Below are 18,871 nucleotides of genomic sequence, written 5' to 3' on the forward strand. Positions count from 1 at the left end.
GAGCTAAAATAGTGGATAGCATGTTAACTAACATTGCAGATGATAACTTAAATTATTCGTTTATAGGTGGGAGAATATCAGCATATAAAAAGCATATGTCCTTTCTTATTCCACTATCGGGGCAGAAGAGTTGAATAAGGAAGTGGATACGTTGAGACAATATTGGAATAAGAAAAAGGCAAACTTTCTTTAATATGGGCTGGGTGAAATATAATACCGATAATACAAAACGTTATTAAACTCATGTAGCATACTTATACTGGCTTATGAAGTGATAATTTATAGGGGGATAATATGGAACTTTCTTTATTATTAGAGTATGGCTGGGTATTAATTATTTTGATTTTTTTAGAAGGTTTATTATCTGCAGATAATGCTTTAGTTTTAGCTATTATGTCAAAACATTTACCAGAAGAACTGCAAAAAAAAGCGATTAATATTGGGTTGCTATTAGCTTTTATATTTAGGATTGGTGCAATCTTTATTATTTCGTACCTTTTCCACGTTTGGCAAGTTCAAGCAATTGGGGCTGCTTATTTAATTTTCATCTCATTAAAACATTTACTAAAAAAGGACCACGGAGAAAAAGAGAAAAAAGGGAAAAGCTATCGTATGACTATTGTGCAAATTGCATTAGCTGATATCGCCTTCGCTGTTGATTCTATTTTAGCAGCGGTAGCTCTTGTCATTGCCCTGCCAGATACACCAATGGGGGAAATTGGGGGGATGGATGGCGCACAATTTATAGTTATTTTATTAGGAGCAATTGCTGGTTTAATTGTTATTAGGTTTGCAGCAGGCTACTTCGTTAAGATATTGACAGAACGCCCTAGTCTTGAAACTGCAGCAATGTTACTCGTTGGTTGGGTTGGGTTTAAGTTATTAATGCATACTCTTGCGCATCCAGCCTTGCACATTATTCCTCACGAGTTTGTTGAAGGACCTATTTGGAATACAATCTTTTGGTCAGTAATGCTGCTTATTGCATTAGGTGGATGGTTTTTATCTAAAGGAAGAACAGAAAAACAGTGAAGCAAAATAAATATATTTGTCTGTAAAAAAATAACGATTTTTAAATTGACAAACGTTCATTCCGTTTACTAATTTTGAGTTATTTGATAATTAAACGAAAAAGTTTTGTTCAACTAAGGGGTGCTTTACTTTAATAAGGGAGGTTGCTGCGGCAACCTTTTTTTCTTACCTACTAAAGGGGGAGGTGAGTGGTGGAAGGAAAAGTTCATCAAGAAGTTGCATATCTTCTTTCTAAACTCTGAAGAAGAAATTGATGATGAAGAATAACAGAAATTCTTATTAAGCAAAAAGGGTTATTGGTGAAGGAGGACTTATAAAAAAGCCGATTCCTTAGTGTTTTAGGGAATTACTTTTCATTTGGGAATATCAAAGTCACCATTGATCAAAATGGAAGATAGAATGAAATATGAGAGAAATCATAATAGAACTATGCTTTTGAGGAACAATAAATTGAAAAGATATAAAAAGGATACAAAGCGAGGAGTTTTATGAAAAAGATAGCAATGTTTTTCCTATGTCTTCTTATCTTAATTTTTCCATCACAAGTTATTGCTCAACGAAAAGTACCTATTTTAATTTATCATTCGATTGACGAGTTTAATGGACACGGTTCTATGGAGTTATATGTAACCCCAAAGAATTTCGAGAAACAAATGATTTATTTACGAGACCATGGCTACACATTATTAACTTTTGATCGATGGCAAGACATTAATAAAGTAAACAAACCCATTTTCATTACCTTTGATGACGGATACAAAAACAACCTGAATGCATTTGCTATCTTTCAAAAATTGAAAAACGAACGTTTTAAACCATCTGGTACCATGTTTGTTATATCTGACTTTATTGGTCGCTCAAACCGATTATCGAAATCGGATTTGAAAACGATGGCTGATTCGGGTATGATCTCAATTCAGTCTCATACTGCTACACATCCTGACTTGACGAAAATTAAAAATTATGAATATGAAATGAAAGGGTCCAAAGATAAAATTCAAAAAATAACGGGCAAACCAGTTTATGCACTTGCGTATCCATACGGGAATTTCAATGACAAAGTCGTAGCAGAAACGAAGAAATATTATTTGTTTGGACTTACGACAACTCCTGAACCATTTTCTGAGAAGGGCATTAAAGACGAACTCTATCTTTTACCACGAATCTATATCAAATATTCAACTAGCCTTGACGACTTTGCAAAGATTGTTGACAGAGAATGAAGGCGGTTCCTATTCCAAGTAATTGCTTTTTCTATTGGACCTAAGGGAAAAGTAATAGTGCTTATAAGCTAATGGATCAGAAACAAGGAAAATTTCAAATAAAAAAGGAGGATGAAATTAACCTCATTCTTCAACTTCAATTGGGCGCTTTTTTGAAAAAATAACATTAAACGGAGTTCATAAAAATGGATAGGAATGATGGATATGGATACTGAAATACCTCCATGTTTCCCATTCAAATAAGATTGAACCCTCTGGTTGTTAAATCAGTGATAAATCATTTTTTTATCTTTATTGAATATTGGATTATTTTTTACGCAAAATACCATTGTTATTACTTCATGCTGTCAATCTATATGAGATGACAAATGAAACCAAGTTTCCCTGTTTTAATAAAATAGGCAAGATAAAAATAATTCGAAATAAGGAGTGAATTCTATGGATAGCAAGGAATCAAAAAAGGATTCTTTAGATATAGCTGGAAGAATTTATGACGTCAGTGATTATAAACGAAAGGATACATTGTCCTATGGGCTTGCTAAAACCCACGAGCAAGTTTCGGATACCTATACGGAAGGTGAAATGCAATCTATAGTTGATGATGTAGACGGAAAGAATATAGAGATAAAAGGGGAAGAGGCTGAAGAAGAAAGCCAATAAAATAATTAGGGATAAATACCAGGGCATTGCATGAGCTTTCAAGAGTGATACTTTGCAGCTACTTGTGTTTCTCTGAGGTTAAAACTATCCAGGTATTGGGGTACCGACTCAATTACCTGGATAGTGAAGAATATCTCCATTTTATCCCCTAGTTTGTTTTGACCTAATGAAACAGGCTAGGGGTTGCTTCTTAATTAACCTTTTCAATCTCCATTTTTTGAAGTAATTCTTCTTTCGTTCTAGGGGCAGGGTCTTTTTCTGTGAATATCTTTGATTGAATAAGTGATTGAAACATTTCAAATATCCATGGTTTTTCTAAATGTGCTTGATACAAAAGGTCTTCATGATGAAAAATAGTGACAGGATCTCCTTGATATATGACCTTTCCATCGTTCATGACAATGATTTCGTCAGCCCATTGATAGGCTAAGTTAACATCATGGGTTGATAAAATGATTGTTTTATCAGGGAGATGGATGTTATCCAAAAGAGCCATAATCTGTTTGGAAAAATAAGAATCCAATCCCGCCGTAGGCTCATCTAGGATCCAGACTTCGGGTTCCATGGCTAACACACCAGCTATGGCAACACGCTTCTTTTGTCCTAAGCTCAAAAAATGGGTGGGCTTATCTTTCAATTCTGTTACTTCTGTTTGGGCCATCGCCCATTCAACTTTCTCCCGCACGACATCTCTTTCCCAACCTAAGTTCATCGGTCCAAACGATATATCCTGTTGAACATTAGCGGAAAAAAGTTGTGAATCCGGGTCTTGAAAAACGATTCCAATCTGTTTTCGTAATAGTAATAATGTTTTTCTGTCATATTTTAATTTCTTTCCCTTAAATTTGATGGATCCTGTTGTTGGCTTTAATAGACCGTTTAAATGTTGGAATAAAGTTGACTTACCGGCACCGTTATTGCCTAATAAAGCAATTTTTTTACCTTGTTGAATAGTAAGAGAAAGATCTTTTAATGCGAACGTCCCATCTGCGAATTGATGGGTGAGGCCATCTATATTAAAAATATGTTCTTCCATTATCGAACTGCCCCCAATTTATATATATCTATAAATAAAGAATAAGCTTACTAGAGTTACAATGGTAATCAGCCAATTACGAGAGGAATAAGTGTAAGAGTCATCGATAAATGAAATATTCTCTTGATACCCTCTTGCGTTCATTGCCATCGTTAATTGTTCAGAGCGCTGAAACACTCCTAAAAACAGGGAAGATATGAGTAACCCGAGAGATCGAATTCCCTTCCTCACTGAACTATACCCAAGCCGTGATGACTGTGATTGATGAATGGCCATAGCTGTATCTAAAAAAATAAAGATGAAGCGATAAGTTAATTCGATTAAATCAATCAGCAATGAAGGCAGTTTCAGCTTACGCAATACATATAGTATAACTGTGATGGGAGTAGTTAAGGTTAGGAAATATAAACAGCTGATACTGCTTAATACAACAACGATTAGACCAATTACCGTTTTTATACTGTCTTCGCTGATAAATATTTGCCAGCTGCCGAAATTCCAGGACCACCATACATTTGGTATCGAAGTGAATTTACTTGCGAATGAAAAAAGGATGGTAATTGTACCTGATAGTACAAAAAATCCAGGTAATAAGAGTAATTTTAGATAATAAGAGATTGGGATTTTTGCCCCGAAAATGATAAAAGCACTCATCACGGTAAAGGTGATGAGTGAGACGGTCGTATCCCTCACTGCTAAAGAAAACAACAAAAGGGAGAGGGCAAAAATCATTTTCTCTAAAGGATGTACATGCTTTAGCCGGTTGAAATAGGCGTATTTATCTATGAGTAACATGTTTTGCCTGTTCGTCCTTTTCTTGAACGGACTGTTTATTTTTTTGTCGCATAACGCCGATGAAGTATCCTATGAATCCGGCGCCAATCGCGGCTTGGAGAGCAAACAATAAGCTTTCGGTTTCTGCACCTGGCGGCTCCCAGATACTGTTGAACCAAGGCTTATATTCTGGTTGGATTTTAGTGATGGCTTCTTCCGCCACTCCATCAGCTCCACCAAATTCTGTTCCTTGTTGGGTGATTAACGGAATTATAGCAAGTATGACGACTAGAAAAAGCAACAATAAACTTTTTTTCATGCTAACGAGCCTCCTTAGATAACACTCGCAGTAATTTCAATTCGCCTAGATTGTATTTCTTCAAGAAATTCATGACAACGACTGTCAATAAACCTTCACTGATTGCTAAAGGTATTTGGGTAAGGGCAAAGATTCCTGAAAATTTAGTGAATGAGGCCATGAATCCACCTACCTCCGATGGGAAAGCTAAAGCAAGTTGTACAGAAGTTATCACATAGGTGCCCAAATCTCCGAAAGCTGCTGCTAAGAAAACAGCAAGAGAGAAGGACCAACCTAATTTAGTAGCGCCTTTGAATACAAAATAAGCAATGAACGGCCCGCAAACAGCCATGGAAAAGGCATTGGCTCCTAGCGTAGTTAGTCCTCCATGAGCTAGTAATACAGCTTGAAATAACAGAACAATAGAACCGACGACACTCATGGCCAGTGGCCCAAACAAGATTGAACCTAAACCGACGCCGGTAGGGTGTGAAGAGCTTCCTGTAACGGAAGGGATTTTTAGGGCTGATAAAATAAAAACGAATGCGCCGGACAGACCCAGCATCATTTTTGTTTCTGGGTTTTCCTTCACTTTAGACCTAATAGAACGGTAACCCAAGATTAAAAATGGAAGTGTCACAGCCCACCAGAATATCGCCCATTCGATCGGTAAGAAGCCCTCCATAATATGCATTGCCATTGCTTTCTTTGGTACGAAAAGTAGTAAAATGACAAAATAAAGTATTTTCCAATTGGCTTTTTTCATTTTTTCTCCTTTCAACGCTTTTATTTTTAATGATTAAAGCTGAGAAGAGAAGTGGCGGGCAACATAAAAAGCACTTCTCTCAAAAAGAAAGAAGTGCGTAATGAACAGTAAGTTTGCAGCATAATACAAATATTAGCTTAGCTGCCTGATCCGCACACCCATCCTCGTAGGTTGTAAACAGTTTCACGCTTCATGGCAGGTCTCCTGGCTCTGGATCATCATCCTCATACATCCTTCCCATCGCGTTTGACAGTGGATTATTCATTACGTATTAGGACTTCCCTTTACAGTGGCGGGACCGCGCCGGATTTACACCGACTTCCCTATTAAGCTAAATTCCGAGGAATCTAGCACCATAAAACTTATGTAATTTTTTGAAAATTCTCGTTTATTGTACCATAAAGCAATGATTCCATCTACACTCTATTCATATTTTTTTTGAGAAGGATAAAATCGCAGTGAGGATAGGCATTAAGCTGGATTTTCACCATTAAACTTTTCAAAACAGTCGGAATAAACTATTGAATTTTAAAAAAGTTGTTATATGATAGATAAAGTTAACTAGAAATATATTATTATAAAACCAAATATTTCAATTTAAAAGTGCTCTTGTATGAACACGCAAGGGATAATAGGGAAATCGGTGAGAATCCGATGCAGCCCCCGCTACTGTAACGCTGATGAAATTGTCGATAACCACTGGCCTAGAGCTGGGAAGGGACAAAAGTAAATTGAAGCGTAAGCCAGGAAACCTGCTTTTAAAATTGTGTGATACTTTTCGGAGGGAAAGGTAGAAGGACTATGGAGATTTTGAGAGTTTCACTTTGCTTGCTGGAGGCTCCCTTTTCATATAGTTTTTTTTAAACCTTAACTCTAACAGTTAAGGTTTTTTATTTTGCCTTTTCTCAGATTTAGGAGGAAGAAGATGACAACTTGGAACTTAAAAGGCACAAATTCGCATCTTTTGATTTGTAACGGCAGCAGTTGCATGAAAAAAGGTGGCGAAGAAATAACGCAAGCAATTCGTGATGAAATTACTTCACAAGGTCTGAATCAAAAAATTCATACTACTAGAACTCGCTGTAACGGAAGGTGTAAGGATGCCTGCGTTGTGATTGCTTATCCTCAAGGGACATGGTATCGAGTGGATTCACCTGATTTTGGACGAGAGATTGTCCGTAATCTCGATGATGAGAAGTTCATTCCACAGATGATTTACCAATTTACTAATGGAGAAATGACTCCTAATCCAGATTTTCCAGCTCAAACAGGAATTTCAAAAGACAAGTTGTAAAAGGAGATGTCTAAATGAGTACAAACGGTAAATTATTTGTCGTTGGCTTTGGACCAGGGAATTTTGAACATATTACCAAACGTGCTGTAGAAGCCCTTCAAGAAAGTGACTTCATCATTGGTTACAAAACATATGTGGAACTCATACAGGGCCTTCTTACAGATCAAACGATTATAAGTACAGGTATGACTGAAGAAGTATCACGTGCACAAGAAGCAGTGAAACAGGCGGAGTTGGGAAAGAAAGTGGCTGTAATTTCGAGTGGTGATGCAGGGGTATACGGAATGGCAGGGCTGGTTTATGAAGTATTGATTGAAAAAGGCTGGAAAGAAGAAACGGGAGTAGCCATTGAAATCGTTCCTGGTATTTCTGCCATCAATTCATGTGCGTCTTTACTTGGTGCACCTGTCATGCATGATTCCTGTACCATCAGCCTCAGTGACCACTTAACGCCTTGGGATCTGATTGCCAAAAGAGTGGAGGCTGCAGCAATGGCTGACTTTGTCATTGCACTTTATAATCCTCGAAGCGGTAGACGGACAAGGCAAATTGTTGAAACACAGAACATTTTACTGCGTTACCGCTCGCCCGAAACACCTGTCGGATTGGTAAAAAGTGCTTATCGCGATCGTCAGGATATTGTGATAACCAATTTGAAAGACATGTTAAATCACGATATAGGGATGCTAACAACCGTCATTATTGGAAATTCATCTACCTTTTTATATGATGACAAAATCATCACGCCACGTGGATATCAAAGAAAGTATACATTGAATTCGGAAAAGCAACCATTGAAGCCGCATCAACGCTTGCAAAAAGAAGCAGAACCTTGGGCATTAGATCAAGAAACAGGTTCTATGCAGGAAGCGTACACCGAGTCGACTGGCGGAGTTGGATTGCTTACAAAAGCACCAGAAAAAAAGAGCACTTCTTTTGAAGTGGCAATGGAAGCACTCACAAGAGTTAAGGGTCAAACAGTTCAGCAATCAATTACGCCGATTGTTCAGCAAAAAATTGAGTCGGTATTCGAGCTTGCCGTTAGCCCAGGTGTGGCGAACAAGCAATTTACTCCGAAACAAATGATGACACTTGCAGAAGTTGTTGGAGAAAAGGGAACGATGGAATACACGCCAAATCATAAAATCGTTTTAAAGATTCCTACAACAGATCCAGAAGTTATTACTGGAAAATTGCAATCAGCAAACTTTTTATTATCGCCAATTGGGGATGTATTGACTTTAAAAGCCTGTGATTTCTGTGATGGTGAAAAAGTGGAATCCATTCCTTACGCGGATGAAATACAGAGGGTGCTTGGTGGGATTGATATGCCTAAGGAACTGAACATTGGTTTTAATGGGTGTGGAATGGCTTGTTATAGTGCAGTGATGGATGATATAGGGATCGTTTTCCGAAAAGGGAAATTTGATTTATTCCTTGGAGCGAAACCTGTTGGCAGAACGGCTCATCCTGGTCAACCAGTTGCAGAAGGAATTGAACCGGATCAACTAGTTGAATTAATTACAAACATTGTCAACGAATATAAACAAAATGCTCATCCTAATGAACGACTATTTAAATATTTCAAACGGGCGAAAAAGATACAGGGCTATTTATATCAAGACATTGCTCCCAAAATAAAAATAGAGCCTGCGCCTTGTGAAGACTAATCAAGAGGGGGATAACAAATGAAAGCAGTATTATTCGTAGGACATGGAAGCAGACTAGCTTCTGGAAACGACGAAGTTATTCATTTTATTAAAAATATGATTCCAACAATGGACGACTCTTTATTAATTGAAACATGCTTCTTGGAATTTGCCACGCCAAGTATATCCCAAGGCATTGACAATTGCATAAAAAGAGGAGCCACTGAAGTTATCGTCATTCCGATTATTTTGTTGCATGCAGGACATTCAAAATTACATATTCCAGCTGAAATAGAGGATGGAAGGAATAAGTATCCAGCGGTTACATTCACATATGGACAAACGATTGGGGTTCACCAGGAAGTATTAACGATTCTGACAGATCGCCTTGAGGAAGTTGGATTCGATACATCTTTGGAACATCCGGAGACAGCAATATTGCTGATAGGTCGAGGTGGAAGTGATGCTGATGCAAATAGTGATATTTATAAAATTTCACGATTATTGTGGGAAAAATTAAATGTGAAGTGGGTCGAAAATGCCTTCATGGGTGTTACGGATCCGTTTGTTGATGAAGGCATTGAACGCTGTATTCGGTTAGGTGCCAAAAAAATAGTGATGCTTCCATATTTCCTCTTCACAGGTGTGTTAATGGAGAGAATGGAGAATATGCTAACAGGCTATCAAGACCAATATCCAGAGCATGAATTTGTTTTGGCGAAATACTTTGGTTATCATCCAACATTACAAACCATACTGAAAGAACGTGTAATCGAAGCTAGCGAAGGAAGGTCAAGTGGTACCCGTGATCTAGAAAACTATCGTAAACATGTGGAGGAACATGGCCATGCCCACCATCACCATCATCATCATGACCACGATCACGACCATGGGCATGACCACCATGACCACGATCACGGTCATGAAACAGACCATGGACATGACCACCATGACCATGATGAGCAAGTGGTGGGGACGACAAAATGATTTTGTTCTTAGCGGGTACAAGCGATGCAAGGGAATTAGCGATTGAAATCCAACGGGTTGGATTCCAAGTTTTGGCAACGGTAGTAACCGAGTCGGCAGCAAAAAGTTTGCAAGATGCGAAGATAGCAACTCAAATTGGACGATTAACTGCAACAGATATGGCATCTTTAATCATCGAAAAAGGATTTCATGCGGTAGTTGATGCAAGTCACCCATTTGCAGAAGAAGCATCGAAAAACGCTCTTCAGGCAGCAAAGGAAGCAAATGTTCCTTATATTCGTTATGAACGTGAAAGTCAACGATTCCAGAATGAGAAATTGATTATGGTTCGTGATTATGCTGAAGCCGCCAAGCTTGCTGCTACAAAGCGGGGAGTTATTATGCTAACGACTGGAAGTAAAACCTTAGCGATTTTTGCTAAAGAGTTAGTAGGTCTGGAGAATACAAGAGTGATAGCGAGAATGCTTCCGCGCATTGATAATATGGAAAAATGTGCTCAGTTAGGCATTGAGCAAAAAAATATAGTCGCTGTTCAAGGTCCATTTTCAAAAGAATTGAACAAAGCGCTATACAATCAATATGGTGTCACGTTAATGATTACAAAAGAAAGTGGCAAGGTTGGATCTGTTGATGAGAAATTGGAAGCAGCATTGGAATGTGGAATTGAGACGATTATGATTTCTCGTCCTGATGTTGATTATAAAAATGTTCATTCCAGTTTTAATCTGGTCATTGCCGATTTGAAAAAACAACTAAACGAAAAATAGGAGGAATGTACGATGGATTTTAAAACAGATTTTAAACCCCTAACGGTTGATCCAGATAAAATATATGATTATAGTTTTTCAATTATTGCTGAAGAAATGGGTAATCATGATTTTTCAGAAGATGAGTGGAAGATAGTTCGCCGTGTAATTCATGCATCAGCAGACTTTGAATTAGGAAGAAGTGTCATTATCCATCCAAATGCCATTCAAGCTGGTGTGGAAGCAATCCGCAAAGGAAGACATGTTATTGCCGATGTTCAAATGATAGAAAGTGGAACGGGGAAAAAACGTTTTCAAAAACATGGCGGGGACGTGCATTGCTATATTTCAGACCCAGATGTAATGGTTGAAGCAAAACGATTGAAAACGACAAGAGCCATCATTTCGATGCAAAAAGCCGTAAAGGAAAATGAAGGCGGGATATATGCCATTGGTAACGCACCAACAGCATTATTAGAACTCATTCGTCTTATTAAAGAAGGGATTGCTAAACCCGACTTAATTATTGGTATGCCTGTTGGATTTGTTTCTGCCGCGGAATCAAAAGAAGAACTAGCAAAAATTACCGAAGTGCCATTCATTACAAATGTTGGCCGAAAAGGCGGAAGTACTGTCACGGTTGCGGCATTGAATGCGATTTCCCTTTTAGCTGATTAGGTTAAATCATGGAAAAGAAAGTCAAGAAAGATCCCTCCCAAATGCGGCATGGGTATACGACCGGAGCCTGTTCAACAGCAGTAACTAAAGCGGCATTGATCGCATTGATCACTGGTGATGCACTTGAGGAGGCAACGATTTCTTTGCCTATAGGTAGAGATGCTACTTTTACAATTGAGAAATATGATATAACGGAAAATTCAGTTAGTGCAGAAACAATTAAAGATGCTGGCGATGATCCAGATGCCACTCATCTGGCACATATAATTTCTACTGTCAGCTGGGTAGATACACCTGGCATCATCTTGGATGGAGGGATTGGTGTTGGTCGCGTGACCAAAGCTGGTCTTCCTGTTCCTGTCGGAGAAGCGGCAATTAATCCTGTGCCGCGCAAAATGATTTTAACAACCGTGCAACAAACATTAGAAGAATTTAAGGTTAATAGAGGTGTGAAAGTCGTTATATCCGTACCAGCAGGTGAAGAAATTGCGAAGAAAACATTAAACGGCCGGTTAGGGATTGTCGGTGGCATTTCCATTTTGGGAACAAGGGGCACCGTCGTTCCTTTTTCCAGTTCCGCGTATATGGCAAGTATTGTTCAGGCGATTAGTGTTGCTAAAGCTGGTGGCTGTGATCATCTTGTCTTAACGACAGGTGGTCGAAGCGAAAAGTATGCAATGGGTCTTCTTCAGGGGTTACCTGAAGAAGCCTTTATTGAAATGGGTGACTTTGTAGGGTTCTCGCTAAAGCAATGCAAAAGACAGGGAATTAAAAAGGTATCTCTTGTCGGTATGATGGGGAAATTTTCGAAAGTTGCACAAGGTGTGATGATGGTGCATTCAAAAAGTGCACCAGTCGACTTCGGCTTTTTATCTGAAATTGCCCAAAGTGTCGGAGCAGATGATAATCTTGTTTTTGAAATTAAGAACGCAAACACCGCATCGCAAGTCGGTGATATGATGGCCGAGATTGATAACAAAGAATTCTTCAATAAACTTTGTGAAGCCTGCTGTCACTCAGGATTAAAGCAAGTGAAGGGCGGCATTGAAATGGAAACAGCGATTTATTCGTTGAAAGGACAATTACTAGGAAGGGCTGTTGGAATTGACTCAATCGATTAAATTAATCGGGATAGGAGATAACGGTCAAGAAAGCTTACTGCCTCAATATGCACAATGGATTGAAGAAAGTGAAGTGCTTATCGGCGGTGAGAGGGTCTTGTCCTTCTTCCCGAATTATCAAGGAAAGAAAATTGTCATAAAGGGCGGCATGAAAGCAGTTGTAGAACGACTACAGGAAGAGACTCGTCCGACGGTCGTTTTAGCTTCTGGTGATCCGCTATTTTACGGAATTGGCGGCTATCTTTCCAGCAAGATGAATATAGAAGTATACCCATATTTTAGTTCAATTCAACTCGCTTTTGCCAAAATGGGTGAAAGCTGGCAAGATGCTTTCCTTGTTAGTGTTCATGGTCGAAGTATGAAAGGGTTGGCCCAACGGATCGATGGGAAAGCAAAAGTTGCATTGCTTACTGACGTTGAAAATAGTCCTAATCAACTTGCTAAATATCTTCTATCATTTGGTATGACAGAATATCGGGCATTTGTGGCGGAGAATCTTCAAGGAGAAAATGAACATTCAGGCTGGTATGAACTTGAAGAAATGATAGAGCGGAAATTCTCTCCGTTAAATGTCGTCATTTTGAAAAAGATATCTGAAGGACCGAGCTGGTCTTTAGGCATTGAAGATGAAGAATTTTCGCAGCGGAAGCCAGATAAAGGTCTCATTACCAAAAAGGAAATTCGAGTATTAAGCCTTCATGCGTTAAAACTTAAGAAAAGCAGCATAGTCTGGGATGTTGGGACGTGTACGGGCTCAATGGGGATTGAAGCTGCGAAGCTCTCACCTGAAGGTCAAGTTTTTGCGATTGAAAAAAATGAGCCGGATTTAGAAAATTGTTTACAAAACCAACGTAAGTTTCGTACCGATTTAACGGCGATTCATGGAAAAGCACCGCAAGGCTTAGAAACGTTTCCTGATCCGGATGCCGTTTTTATCGGTGGGACAGGCGGAGAGATGGTAGACCTCATCAATACTTGCTGCAATCGGTTGAAAAAAGGCGGAAGGATTGTCCTTAATGCCGCTACGATAGAAAATCTTTACCGTGCGAACGAGGCATTTGCAGAAGCAGGTTTTCAAACCTCCATCATGCACGCTCAAATTTCACGAAGCAAGCCTATTTTAGGAATGAACAGATTTGTTCCGCTGAATCCGGTTTATATCATTACTGCACAACGAAAGGAAGACATGAATGAGTAATCTTGGTACATTATATGGTCTTGGCGTCGGTCCTGGAGATCCGGAGCTTATTACAGTAAAAGCGTTTCGAGTCATTCAGGAATCGCCAGTTATTGCGTATCCGAAAAAAAGAAAAGGTAGCAAAAGCTACGCCCATCGTATCGTAGAAGTATACATTCGGCCTGAGGAGAAGGAAATGCTCGGACTTGTTTTTCCGATGACGAAGGATCAAACGATTTTGGATCGGGAATGGAACGAAACAGTTGAGAAGGTTTGGCAAAAGTTATATGAAGGTAAGGATGTTGCTTTCGTTACAGAAGGAGATCCGCTTTTATATAGTACGTTCATACATATGATGAAATTGATGCAGGAATTGCATCCTGAAGTTGAGATTAAGACGGTACCAGGCATTTCTTCGTTTAACGGGTCAGCTTCAAGATTGGGCATTGCTTTGGCAGATGGCGATGATCATGTCGCGATTATTCCTGCAAGAGATGATTATGAAGCGATGAAGAAGGCGATTGAAGATCATGATGCTGTAGTGTTCATTAAAGTCGCAAAAGTAATCGATTTAATGATAACTGTATTAAAAGATTTAGATTTGCTTGAAAAGGCTTCAGTTGTAACCAAAGTCACTTCCGATGAAGAAGTAATTTGGAACTTAAGTGAATTGGAAGGACTTGAACTAGAATACTTAACTTTGATGGTGGTGAGAAAGTGAAAATATATATTGTAGGTGCTGGTCCAGGAGATCCGGATTTGATTACGGTAAAAGGATTGAATATTCTCCAAACAGCAGACGTTATATTATATACGGATTCATTAGTAAATGAAGAATTGATTGCAAAGGCAAAACCTGATGCCGAGGTGCTGAAAACGGCTGGAATGCATTTGGAAGAAATTGTTGATGTTATGGTTGATCGTGTTAAAGCAGGAAAAATGGTAGCCCGTATTCACACAGGAGATCCTGCTATGTACGGTGCAATCATGGAACAAATTGTTCTATTGAAGAAAGAGGATATTGGCTATGAGGTGATTCCTGGTGTTAGTTCAGTATTTGCTTCAGCAGCAGCAATTGGCGCCGAGCTGACGATTCCCGATTTAACTCAGACACTTATTTTAACGAGAGCTGAAGGACGGACACCGGTTCCAGAATTCGAAAAATTACGAGATTTAGCGAGTCATCATTGTACGATTGCCCTTTTCTTAAGCGCAACCTTAACAAAAAAAATCGTCAAAGAACTCCAAACAGCGGGGTGGAAAGATGATACGCCTGTTGCAGTCATTCAACGGGCAACATGGCCGGACCAAAAAATTGTTCGTACTACCTTAGTGAATTTAGATGATGATATGCGTAAAAATGGAATCCGCAAGCATGCAATGATTTTGGCTGGATGGGCGTTAGACCCTAATATCCATGATAAAGATGAATACCGTTCCAAACTATATGATGCGAGCTTTACCCACGGTTTCCGAAAAGGTGTCAAGCCATGATCATTGAATTAAAAGAAGAGGAACTAGCCCCCATAAAACAGTCTCATACTTATGCAATCGTAGCGATTACAAAGCATGGTGTAGAACTAGCAAGAAAATTACACACTGTTTTTTCAAATTCTGATCTATATTACATGAGCAAGTTTGAAAAAGGGGATGAAGAGCACAGACAAATCCAGCTTTTTTCGGGAAGTGTCCGTATGCTGTTACCCGCTTTATTCAAGGAATATAAAGGAATCATTTTAATTATTTCACTCGGTGCCGTCGTCCGGATGATAGCTCCAATTTTGAAGGATAAAAAAACGGACCCAGGAGTTGTTGTCATTGATGACAAAGGGGAGAATGTTATCAGTGTTTTGTCAGGACACCTTGGAGGAGCAAATGAACTTACCAAGGAAGTTGCAGCAGCGCTTGATGCAAATGCAATTATTACAACTGCATCAGATGTACAAAAAACAATTCCTGTCGATTTATTTGGCCAGCGCTTTGGCTGGGTTTGGGATTCTGCGGAAAAATTAACGCCAGTCAGTGCGTCCGTTGTAAATGAAGAGCATGTTGCAATCGTTCAGGAGTCGGGTGAACGGAACTGGTGGACGTATGAAACAGTATTACCTGAACAAATAATCGTTTATCCGTCAATTGATGACGCCCTTAAAGCAAAGCCTCAAGCAGCCTTAGTAGTTACTCATCGGGAGCTTAGGCAGACTGAAAATAAGATCCTGGACAATGGTATTGTATTTCGTCCAAAAGTCATTGTTCTTGGAATCGGCTGTAATCGAGGAACATCAGCCGTTGAAATTGAGCAGGTAATTGTGGAAACATTAGCGGAATTATCATTTTCAATAAAAAGTGTTAAAGCAATATGTACAATTTCAATAAAGAAAGATGAAATTGGTTTGCTCGAAGTCGTTCAAAAACACGGTTGGGAATTTGTGTATTTTGAACCGGAAGAACTTAATCAGGCTAAAATTGAAGCTCCGTCAGACACAGTATATAAATACACAGGTACTTATGGTGTGAGTGAGCCAGCTGTTAGAATTTTTACAGGAGCGGAACAACTGGAGCTGGTTAAGAAAAAATCGGGAAATGTCACTATTTCTGTAGGGATTATTCCTTTATAAGGAAGGGGGGATATTTATGAGCGATAGAAGATTAGTTATTGCTGGCACCGGAAGCGGGGTCGGAAAAACGACATTGACCATCGGAATTATGGCAGCCCTCCAGAAGAAAGGGTATACCGTTCAGGGTTTTAAATGTGGTCCTGACTATATTGATCCAACCTATCATACAGCCGTTACAGGGCGAACTTCACGAAATCTTGACAGCTGGATGTTTAAGCACGATATCGTCCGAGAAATACTTAACAAAGCAAGCGTTGGAGCGGATATCTCGATTATCGAAGGAGTCATGGGCTTTTTCGATGGAAAAAATCCTTTATCGAATACGGGGTCAACAGCTGAAATCAGCATGATTACTGAAAGTCCTGTCTTGTTAATTGTCAACTGTGCGAGTATGGCGCGTAGCGCAGCTGCGATTGTTAAAGGGTTTCAAGCTTTTTCTACGGGTCCGAACATTATTGGAGTAATTGCCAATCAAGTGGGAAGTGAGGGGCATTACAAAATTGTCAAAGCAGCCATCGAGCAGGAATGCGATGTTCCAGTGATGGGGTATATGAAGCGAGAGTTAGATATTGATATTCCTAGCCGTCATTTAGGCTTAATTCCTGCCATTGAACGAGGTGAACTTGAACCATTTTTCGATAAACTCGCTCATTTAGTTATGGAAACGATTGATATCGAACAGCTGTATCTCTTGGCTAAGACCAGCACCATTTCCAGTGGGAATTCAGGAATCTTTCAGTCTAGTAGCAAGAAAGACGTGTGCATAGCCGTTGCAAAAGATGCGGCCTTTAATTTTTATTATCAGGAAAACCTTGAGTTGCTTGAAGCAAAAGGAGCGAACATCAAGTATTTTTCTCCATTAAAAGGGGATGAAGTTCCGGTGGATGCGGATGGCTTATACCTTGGAGGCGGTTTTCCAGAAGAATTTGCAGATGAACTTTCTCGCAATGAAATTGCTATAAAATCCATCAGAAATGCCATTGAAAAGGGTTTGCCAACTCTAGCAGAATGTGGTGGATTCATGTTTTTGAGCAAATCTATTGAAACAACTTCTAGAGAAATGTATCCGATGGCAGGATTGATTCCAGGTAGGATCAAAATGCAGAAAAAGCTTGCGGCACTGGGATATCGTGAAATAACTGGAACCGAAAGCAATTTTTTAATAAAAGATTGTGAGCAGGCAAAAGGTCATGAATTCCACTATTCCACATTTGAGTCAGATGATGTGCTTCCGCATGCCTACGAGGCGAAAGGAAGATTTGGTTCAAAGAAAGAAGGGTGCATAATAGGTAATCTGGTTGCTGGTTATACCCATTTTCATTTTGCTTCCAATCCTAAACTTGTTGAGAATTGGATAGGTGCATGCTTAAAACAAAAAAAACTGATGGGACACGAAACATATCAACAATGAAAAGTTGTTTTTTTGATAAATAAGAGGAGGCAAGAGCATGAAACCGGGAAAGGTACATCTGGTCGGTGCGGGTCCCGGAGATCCGAAACTAATTACGGTATATGGAATGGAATGTATTCAAAAGGCTGATGTCATAGCTTATGACAGGCTCGTCAATCCAAAACTATTAACCTATGCAAAAGAAAATGCGGAGCTTGTATATTGCGGGAAATCACCCGGGAGACATCATCTCATTCAAGAAGAAATTCATTCACTTTTGGTAGAAAAGGCCTTGCAGGGGAAAAATGTTACCCGCCTAAAGGGAGGAGATCCGTTTGTCTTTGGTCGGGGAGGAGAGGAAGCAGAGGTCCTGGCGGCTAATGGGATAGAATATGAAATAATCCCAGGAGTAACTGCGGGCATTGCAGCTCCAGCTTATGCCGGTATACCGGTTACCCATCGTGAACATGCGTCGAGTTTTGCGATTGTGACCGGCCATGGACGTGATTACAAGGGTCAAGACAACCTGAATTGGCGGGCATTGGCTCAAGGAATTGATACCATCGCCTTTTACATGGGAATTGGTAATATGCCATTTATCTGCGAACAATTGATAGAGCATGGTAGGGACGAAGAAACACCAGTGGCTGTCATTGAATGGGGTACTACAGATAAACAAAGGACGATAACTGGAACCTTGAACACGATTTCTATGCTTGCTTTGAAAGAGGAAATTCAAAATCCGGCAATCTTTCTGGTAGGTGAAGTCGTTCAATTAAGAGAAAAAATCCAATGGTTTGAAAAAGTGATTGAATCAGAGTCTACGAGTGAAGGGAACGAGTCTAAATGTCTATCATTCAAGAATTGAAAGACCGCAGAGCTATTCGGAACTATGAAGAGCAAGAAGTAGAAGATGAAAAAATCAGGCAGTTATTAGAAGCAGCTACATATGCCCCTAATGACCGACTACGTGAACCTTGGGGGTTTTATGTAATAAAAGGAGACGCGAAGCAGCGCTACGAACAGTTGGCAGAAAAATATTTACATGAGCGTTTCCCGACCAAGCCGAAATTGATTGATAGTTCACTAGAAGTTGTAAAAACCACACCGCTTATCATTGTCATAACCTCTGATATTTTGCCTGACGATCCGGAATCAACCGAGGACAATGTGTTTGCCTCTTGTTGTGCTGTCCATTCGATGTGGCTTGCAGCAAAAGAACTAGGTCTTGGCTTTGTATGGCGCACTAGAGGAGTAGGCCTTGTCAGAGATGAACGACTGCACGAATTTATCGGTTCGCCGGAAAACAAAAAAGTAATCGGTACTATTTTTATAGGCTATCCTAAAAAGGGTCAACCTGTTCCTGCTACTAAAAGAACTTCATACATAGAAAAAACAGTTTGGCTATGAAGGTAGGCGAATAAG

The 18,871-nt window shown here is 39.5% G+C and carries 20 protein-coding genes and 2 riboswitches; of the genes, 16 read left to right on the forward strand and 4 right to left on the reverse strand.

The annotated features are described in order from the left end of the window. The first annotated feature begins 294 nt into the window (after positions 1 to 294). The 3 genes from RE409_RS12170 (at position 295) to RE409_RS12180 (ending at position 2,915) form a co-directional block, all read left to right on the forward strand. Entirely contained in the window at positions 295 to 1,032 is a 738-nt protein-coding gene (locus RE409_RS12170) for a TerC family protein (RefSeq protein WP_309559046.1), read from the forward strand. A gap of 488 nt (positions 1,033 to 1,520) precedes the next feature. After that, positions 1,521 to 2,255 (forward strand): polysaccharide deacetylase family protein, encoded by a 735-nt coding sequence (locus tag RE409_RS12175; protein WP_201180816.1) that lies wholly within the window; start codon positions 1,521 to 1,523, stop codon positions 2,253 to 2,255. Positions 2,256 to 2,693: 438 nt separating this feature from the next. After that, the gene (locus RE409_RS12180; RefSeq protein WP_201224725.1) at positions 2,694 to 2,915 is read left to right on the forward strand and encodes a YozQ family protein; all 222 of its coding nucleotides are present in this window, start codon (positions 2,694 to 2,696) and stop codon (positions 2,913 to 2,915) included. A 190-nt stretch (positions 2,916 to 3,105) separates the two neighbouring features. On the opposite strand, the gene RE409_RS12185 is transcribed toward RE409_RS12180, so the two are convergent. Genes RE409_RS12185 through RE409_RS12200 form a run of 4 tightly spaced genes read right to left on the reverse strand, consistent with a single transcriptional unit; the run spans position 3,106 to position 5,789 of the window. Next, positions 3,106 to 3,951: an energy-coupling factor ABC transporter ATP-binding protein gene (locus RE409_RS12185; RefSeq protein ID WP_201224724.1), complete on the reverse strand. Its 846-nt coding sequence runs from the start codon at positions 3,949 to 3,951 to the stop codon at positions 3,106 to 3,108. Between the two features lie 18 nt (positions 3,952 to 3,969). Next, on the reverse strand, positions 3,970 to 4,746 hold the full coding sequence (gene cbiQ / locus RE409_RS12190) for a cobalt ECF transporter T component CbiQ (protein WP_098174658.1): 777 nt from the start codon (positions 4,744 to 4,746) through the stop codon (positions 3,970 to 3,972). Beyond that, positions 4,730 to 5,044, reverse strand: coding sequence for an energy-coupling factor ABC transporter substrate-binding protein (locus tag RE409_RS12195; protein WP_201180814.1), 315 nt, complete (start codon positions 5,042 to 5,044; stop codon positions 4,730 to 4,732). The genes cbiQ and RE409_RS12195 overlap by 17 nt, the downstream gene beginning before the upstream one ends. Position 5,045: 1 nt before the next feature. Then, positions 5,046 to 5,789 carry an energy-coupling factor ABC transporter permease gene (locus RE409_RS12200; RefSeq protein ID WP_201180813.1) on the reverse strand — a complete coding sequence of 248 codons (744 nt, stop codon included), beginning with the start codon at positions 5,787 to 5,789 and terminating at the stop codon, positions 5,046 to 5,048. Between the two features lie 176 nt (positions 5,790 to 5,965). Further along, positions 5,966 to 6,162, reverse strand: a riboswitch (cobalamin riboswitch). Between the two features lie 211 nt (positions 6,163 to 6,373). After that, positions 6,374 to 6,564: riboswitch (cobalamin riboswitch) on the forward strand. A gap of 150 nt (positions 6,565 to 6,714) precedes the next feature. Here RE409_RS12200 and RE409_RS12205 point away from each other — a divergent pair. From RE409_RS12205 to RE409_RS12265, 13 genes are read left to right on the forward strand one after another with little or no spacing between them, the layout of a single operon-like run. Then, positions 6,715 to 7,083 (forward strand): (2Fe-2S) ferredoxin domain-containing protein, encoded by a 369-nt coding sequence (locus RE409_RS12205; protein WP_201180812.1) that lies wholly within the window; start codon positions 6,715 to 6,717, stop codon positions 7,081 to 7,083. Between the two features lie 14 nt (positions 7,084 to 7,097). Next, positions 7,098 to 8,753, forward strand: coding sequence for a precorrin-3B C(17)-methyltransferase (gene cobJ, locus RE409_RS12210; protein ID WP_201180811.1), 1,656 nt, complete (start codon positions 7,098 to 7,100; stop codon positions 8,751 to 8,753). Between the two features lie 18 nt (positions 8,754 to 8,771). Continuing rightward, positions 8,772 to 9,719, forward strand: coding sequence for a sirohydrochlorin chelatase (locus RE409_RS12215; RefSeq protein WP_201224722.1), 948 nt, complete (start codon positions 8,772 to 8,774; stop codon positions 9,717 to 9,719). Continuing rightward, the gene (gene cobK / locus RE409_RS12220; protein WP_201224721.1) at positions 9,716 to 10,486 is read left to right on the forward strand and encodes a precorrin-6A reductase; all 771 of its coding nucleotides are present in this window, start codon (positions 9,716 to 9,718) and stop codon (positions 10,484 to 10,486) included. Before RE409_RS12215 ends, cobK begins: the two co-directional genes overlap by 4 nt. 12 nt (positions 10,487 to 10,498) lie before the next feature. Beyond that, on the forward strand, positions 10,499 to 11,143 hold the full coding sequence (locus tag RE409_RS12225) for a precorrin-8X methylmutase (protein WP_053345847.1): 645 nt from the start codon (positions 10,499 to 10,501) through the stop codon (positions 11,141 to 11,143). Positions 11,144 to 11,151: 8 nt separating this feature from the next. Next, entirely contained in the window at positions 11,152 to 12,264 is a 1,113-nt protein-coding gene (locus RE409_RS12230; RefSeq protein WP_056526998.1) for a cobalt-precorrin-5B (C(1))-methyltransferase, read from the forward strand. Beyond that, a complete protein-coding gene (gene cbiE, locus RE409_RS12235) occupies positions 12,248 to 13,462 on the forward strand; it encodes a precorrin-6y C5,15-methyltransferase (decarboxylating) subunit CbiE (RefSeq protein WP_201180807.1) in 1,215 nt (404 codons plus the stop codon). Before RE409_RS12230 ends, cbiE begins: the two co-directional genes overlap by 17 nt. Then, positions 13,455 to 14,162: a precorrin-2 C(20)-methyltransferase gene (cobI, locus tag RE409_RS12240; protein ID WP_053345849.1), complete on the forward strand. Its 708-nt coding sequence runs from the start codon at positions 13,455 to 13,457 to the stop codon at positions 14,160 to 14,162. The genes cbiE and cobI overlap by 8 nt, the downstream gene beginning before the upstream one ends. Further along, entirely contained in the window at positions 14,159 to 14,935 is a 777-nt protein-coding gene (gene cobM / locus RE409_RS12245) for a precorrin-4 C(11)-methyltransferase (protein ID WP_098174651.1), read from the forward strand. The genes cobI and cobM overlap by 4 nt, the downstream gene beginning before the upstream one ends. After that, positions 14,932 to 16,056 carry a cobalt-precorrin 5A hydrolase gene (locus tag RE409_RS12250; RefSeq protein WP_309559047.1) on the forward strand — a complete coding sequence of 375 codons (1,125 nt, stop codon included), beginning with the start codon at positions 14,932 to 14,934 and terminating at the stop codon, positions 16,054 to 16,056. The genes cobM and RE409_RS12250 overlap by 4 nt, the downstream gene beginning before the upstream one ends. A gap of 16 nt (positions 16,057 to 16,072) precedes the next feature. After that, complete coding sequence (locus RE409_RS12255; RefSeq protein WP_309559049.1) at positions 16,073 to 17,467, forward strand: cobyrinic acid a,c-diamide synthase CobB; 1,395 nt, start codon at positions 16,073 to 16,075, stop codon at positions 17,465 to 17,467. A 37-nt stretch (positions 17,468 to 17,504) separates the two neighbouring features. After that, complete coding sequence (gene cobA, locus RE409_RS12260) at positions 17,505 to 18,314, forward strand: uroporphyrinogen-III C-methyltransferase (protein ID WP_309559050.1); 810 nt, start codon at positions 17,505 to 17,507, stop codon at positions 18,312 to 18,314. Then, entirely contained in the window at positions 18,293 to 18,856 is a 564-nt protein-coding gene (locus RE409_RS12265; protein WP_309559051.1) for a nitroreductase family protein, read from the forward strand. Before cobA ends, RE409_RS12265 begins: the two co-directional genes overlap by 22 nt. Positions 18,857 to 18,871 lie beyond the last annotated feature (15 nt).

The sequence above is a fragment of the Peribacillus sp. R9-11 genome, from assembly GCF_031345095.1.
Taxonomy (GTDB): Bacteria; Bacillota; Bacilli; order Bacillales; family DSM-1321; genus Peribacillus; species Peribacillus butanolivorans.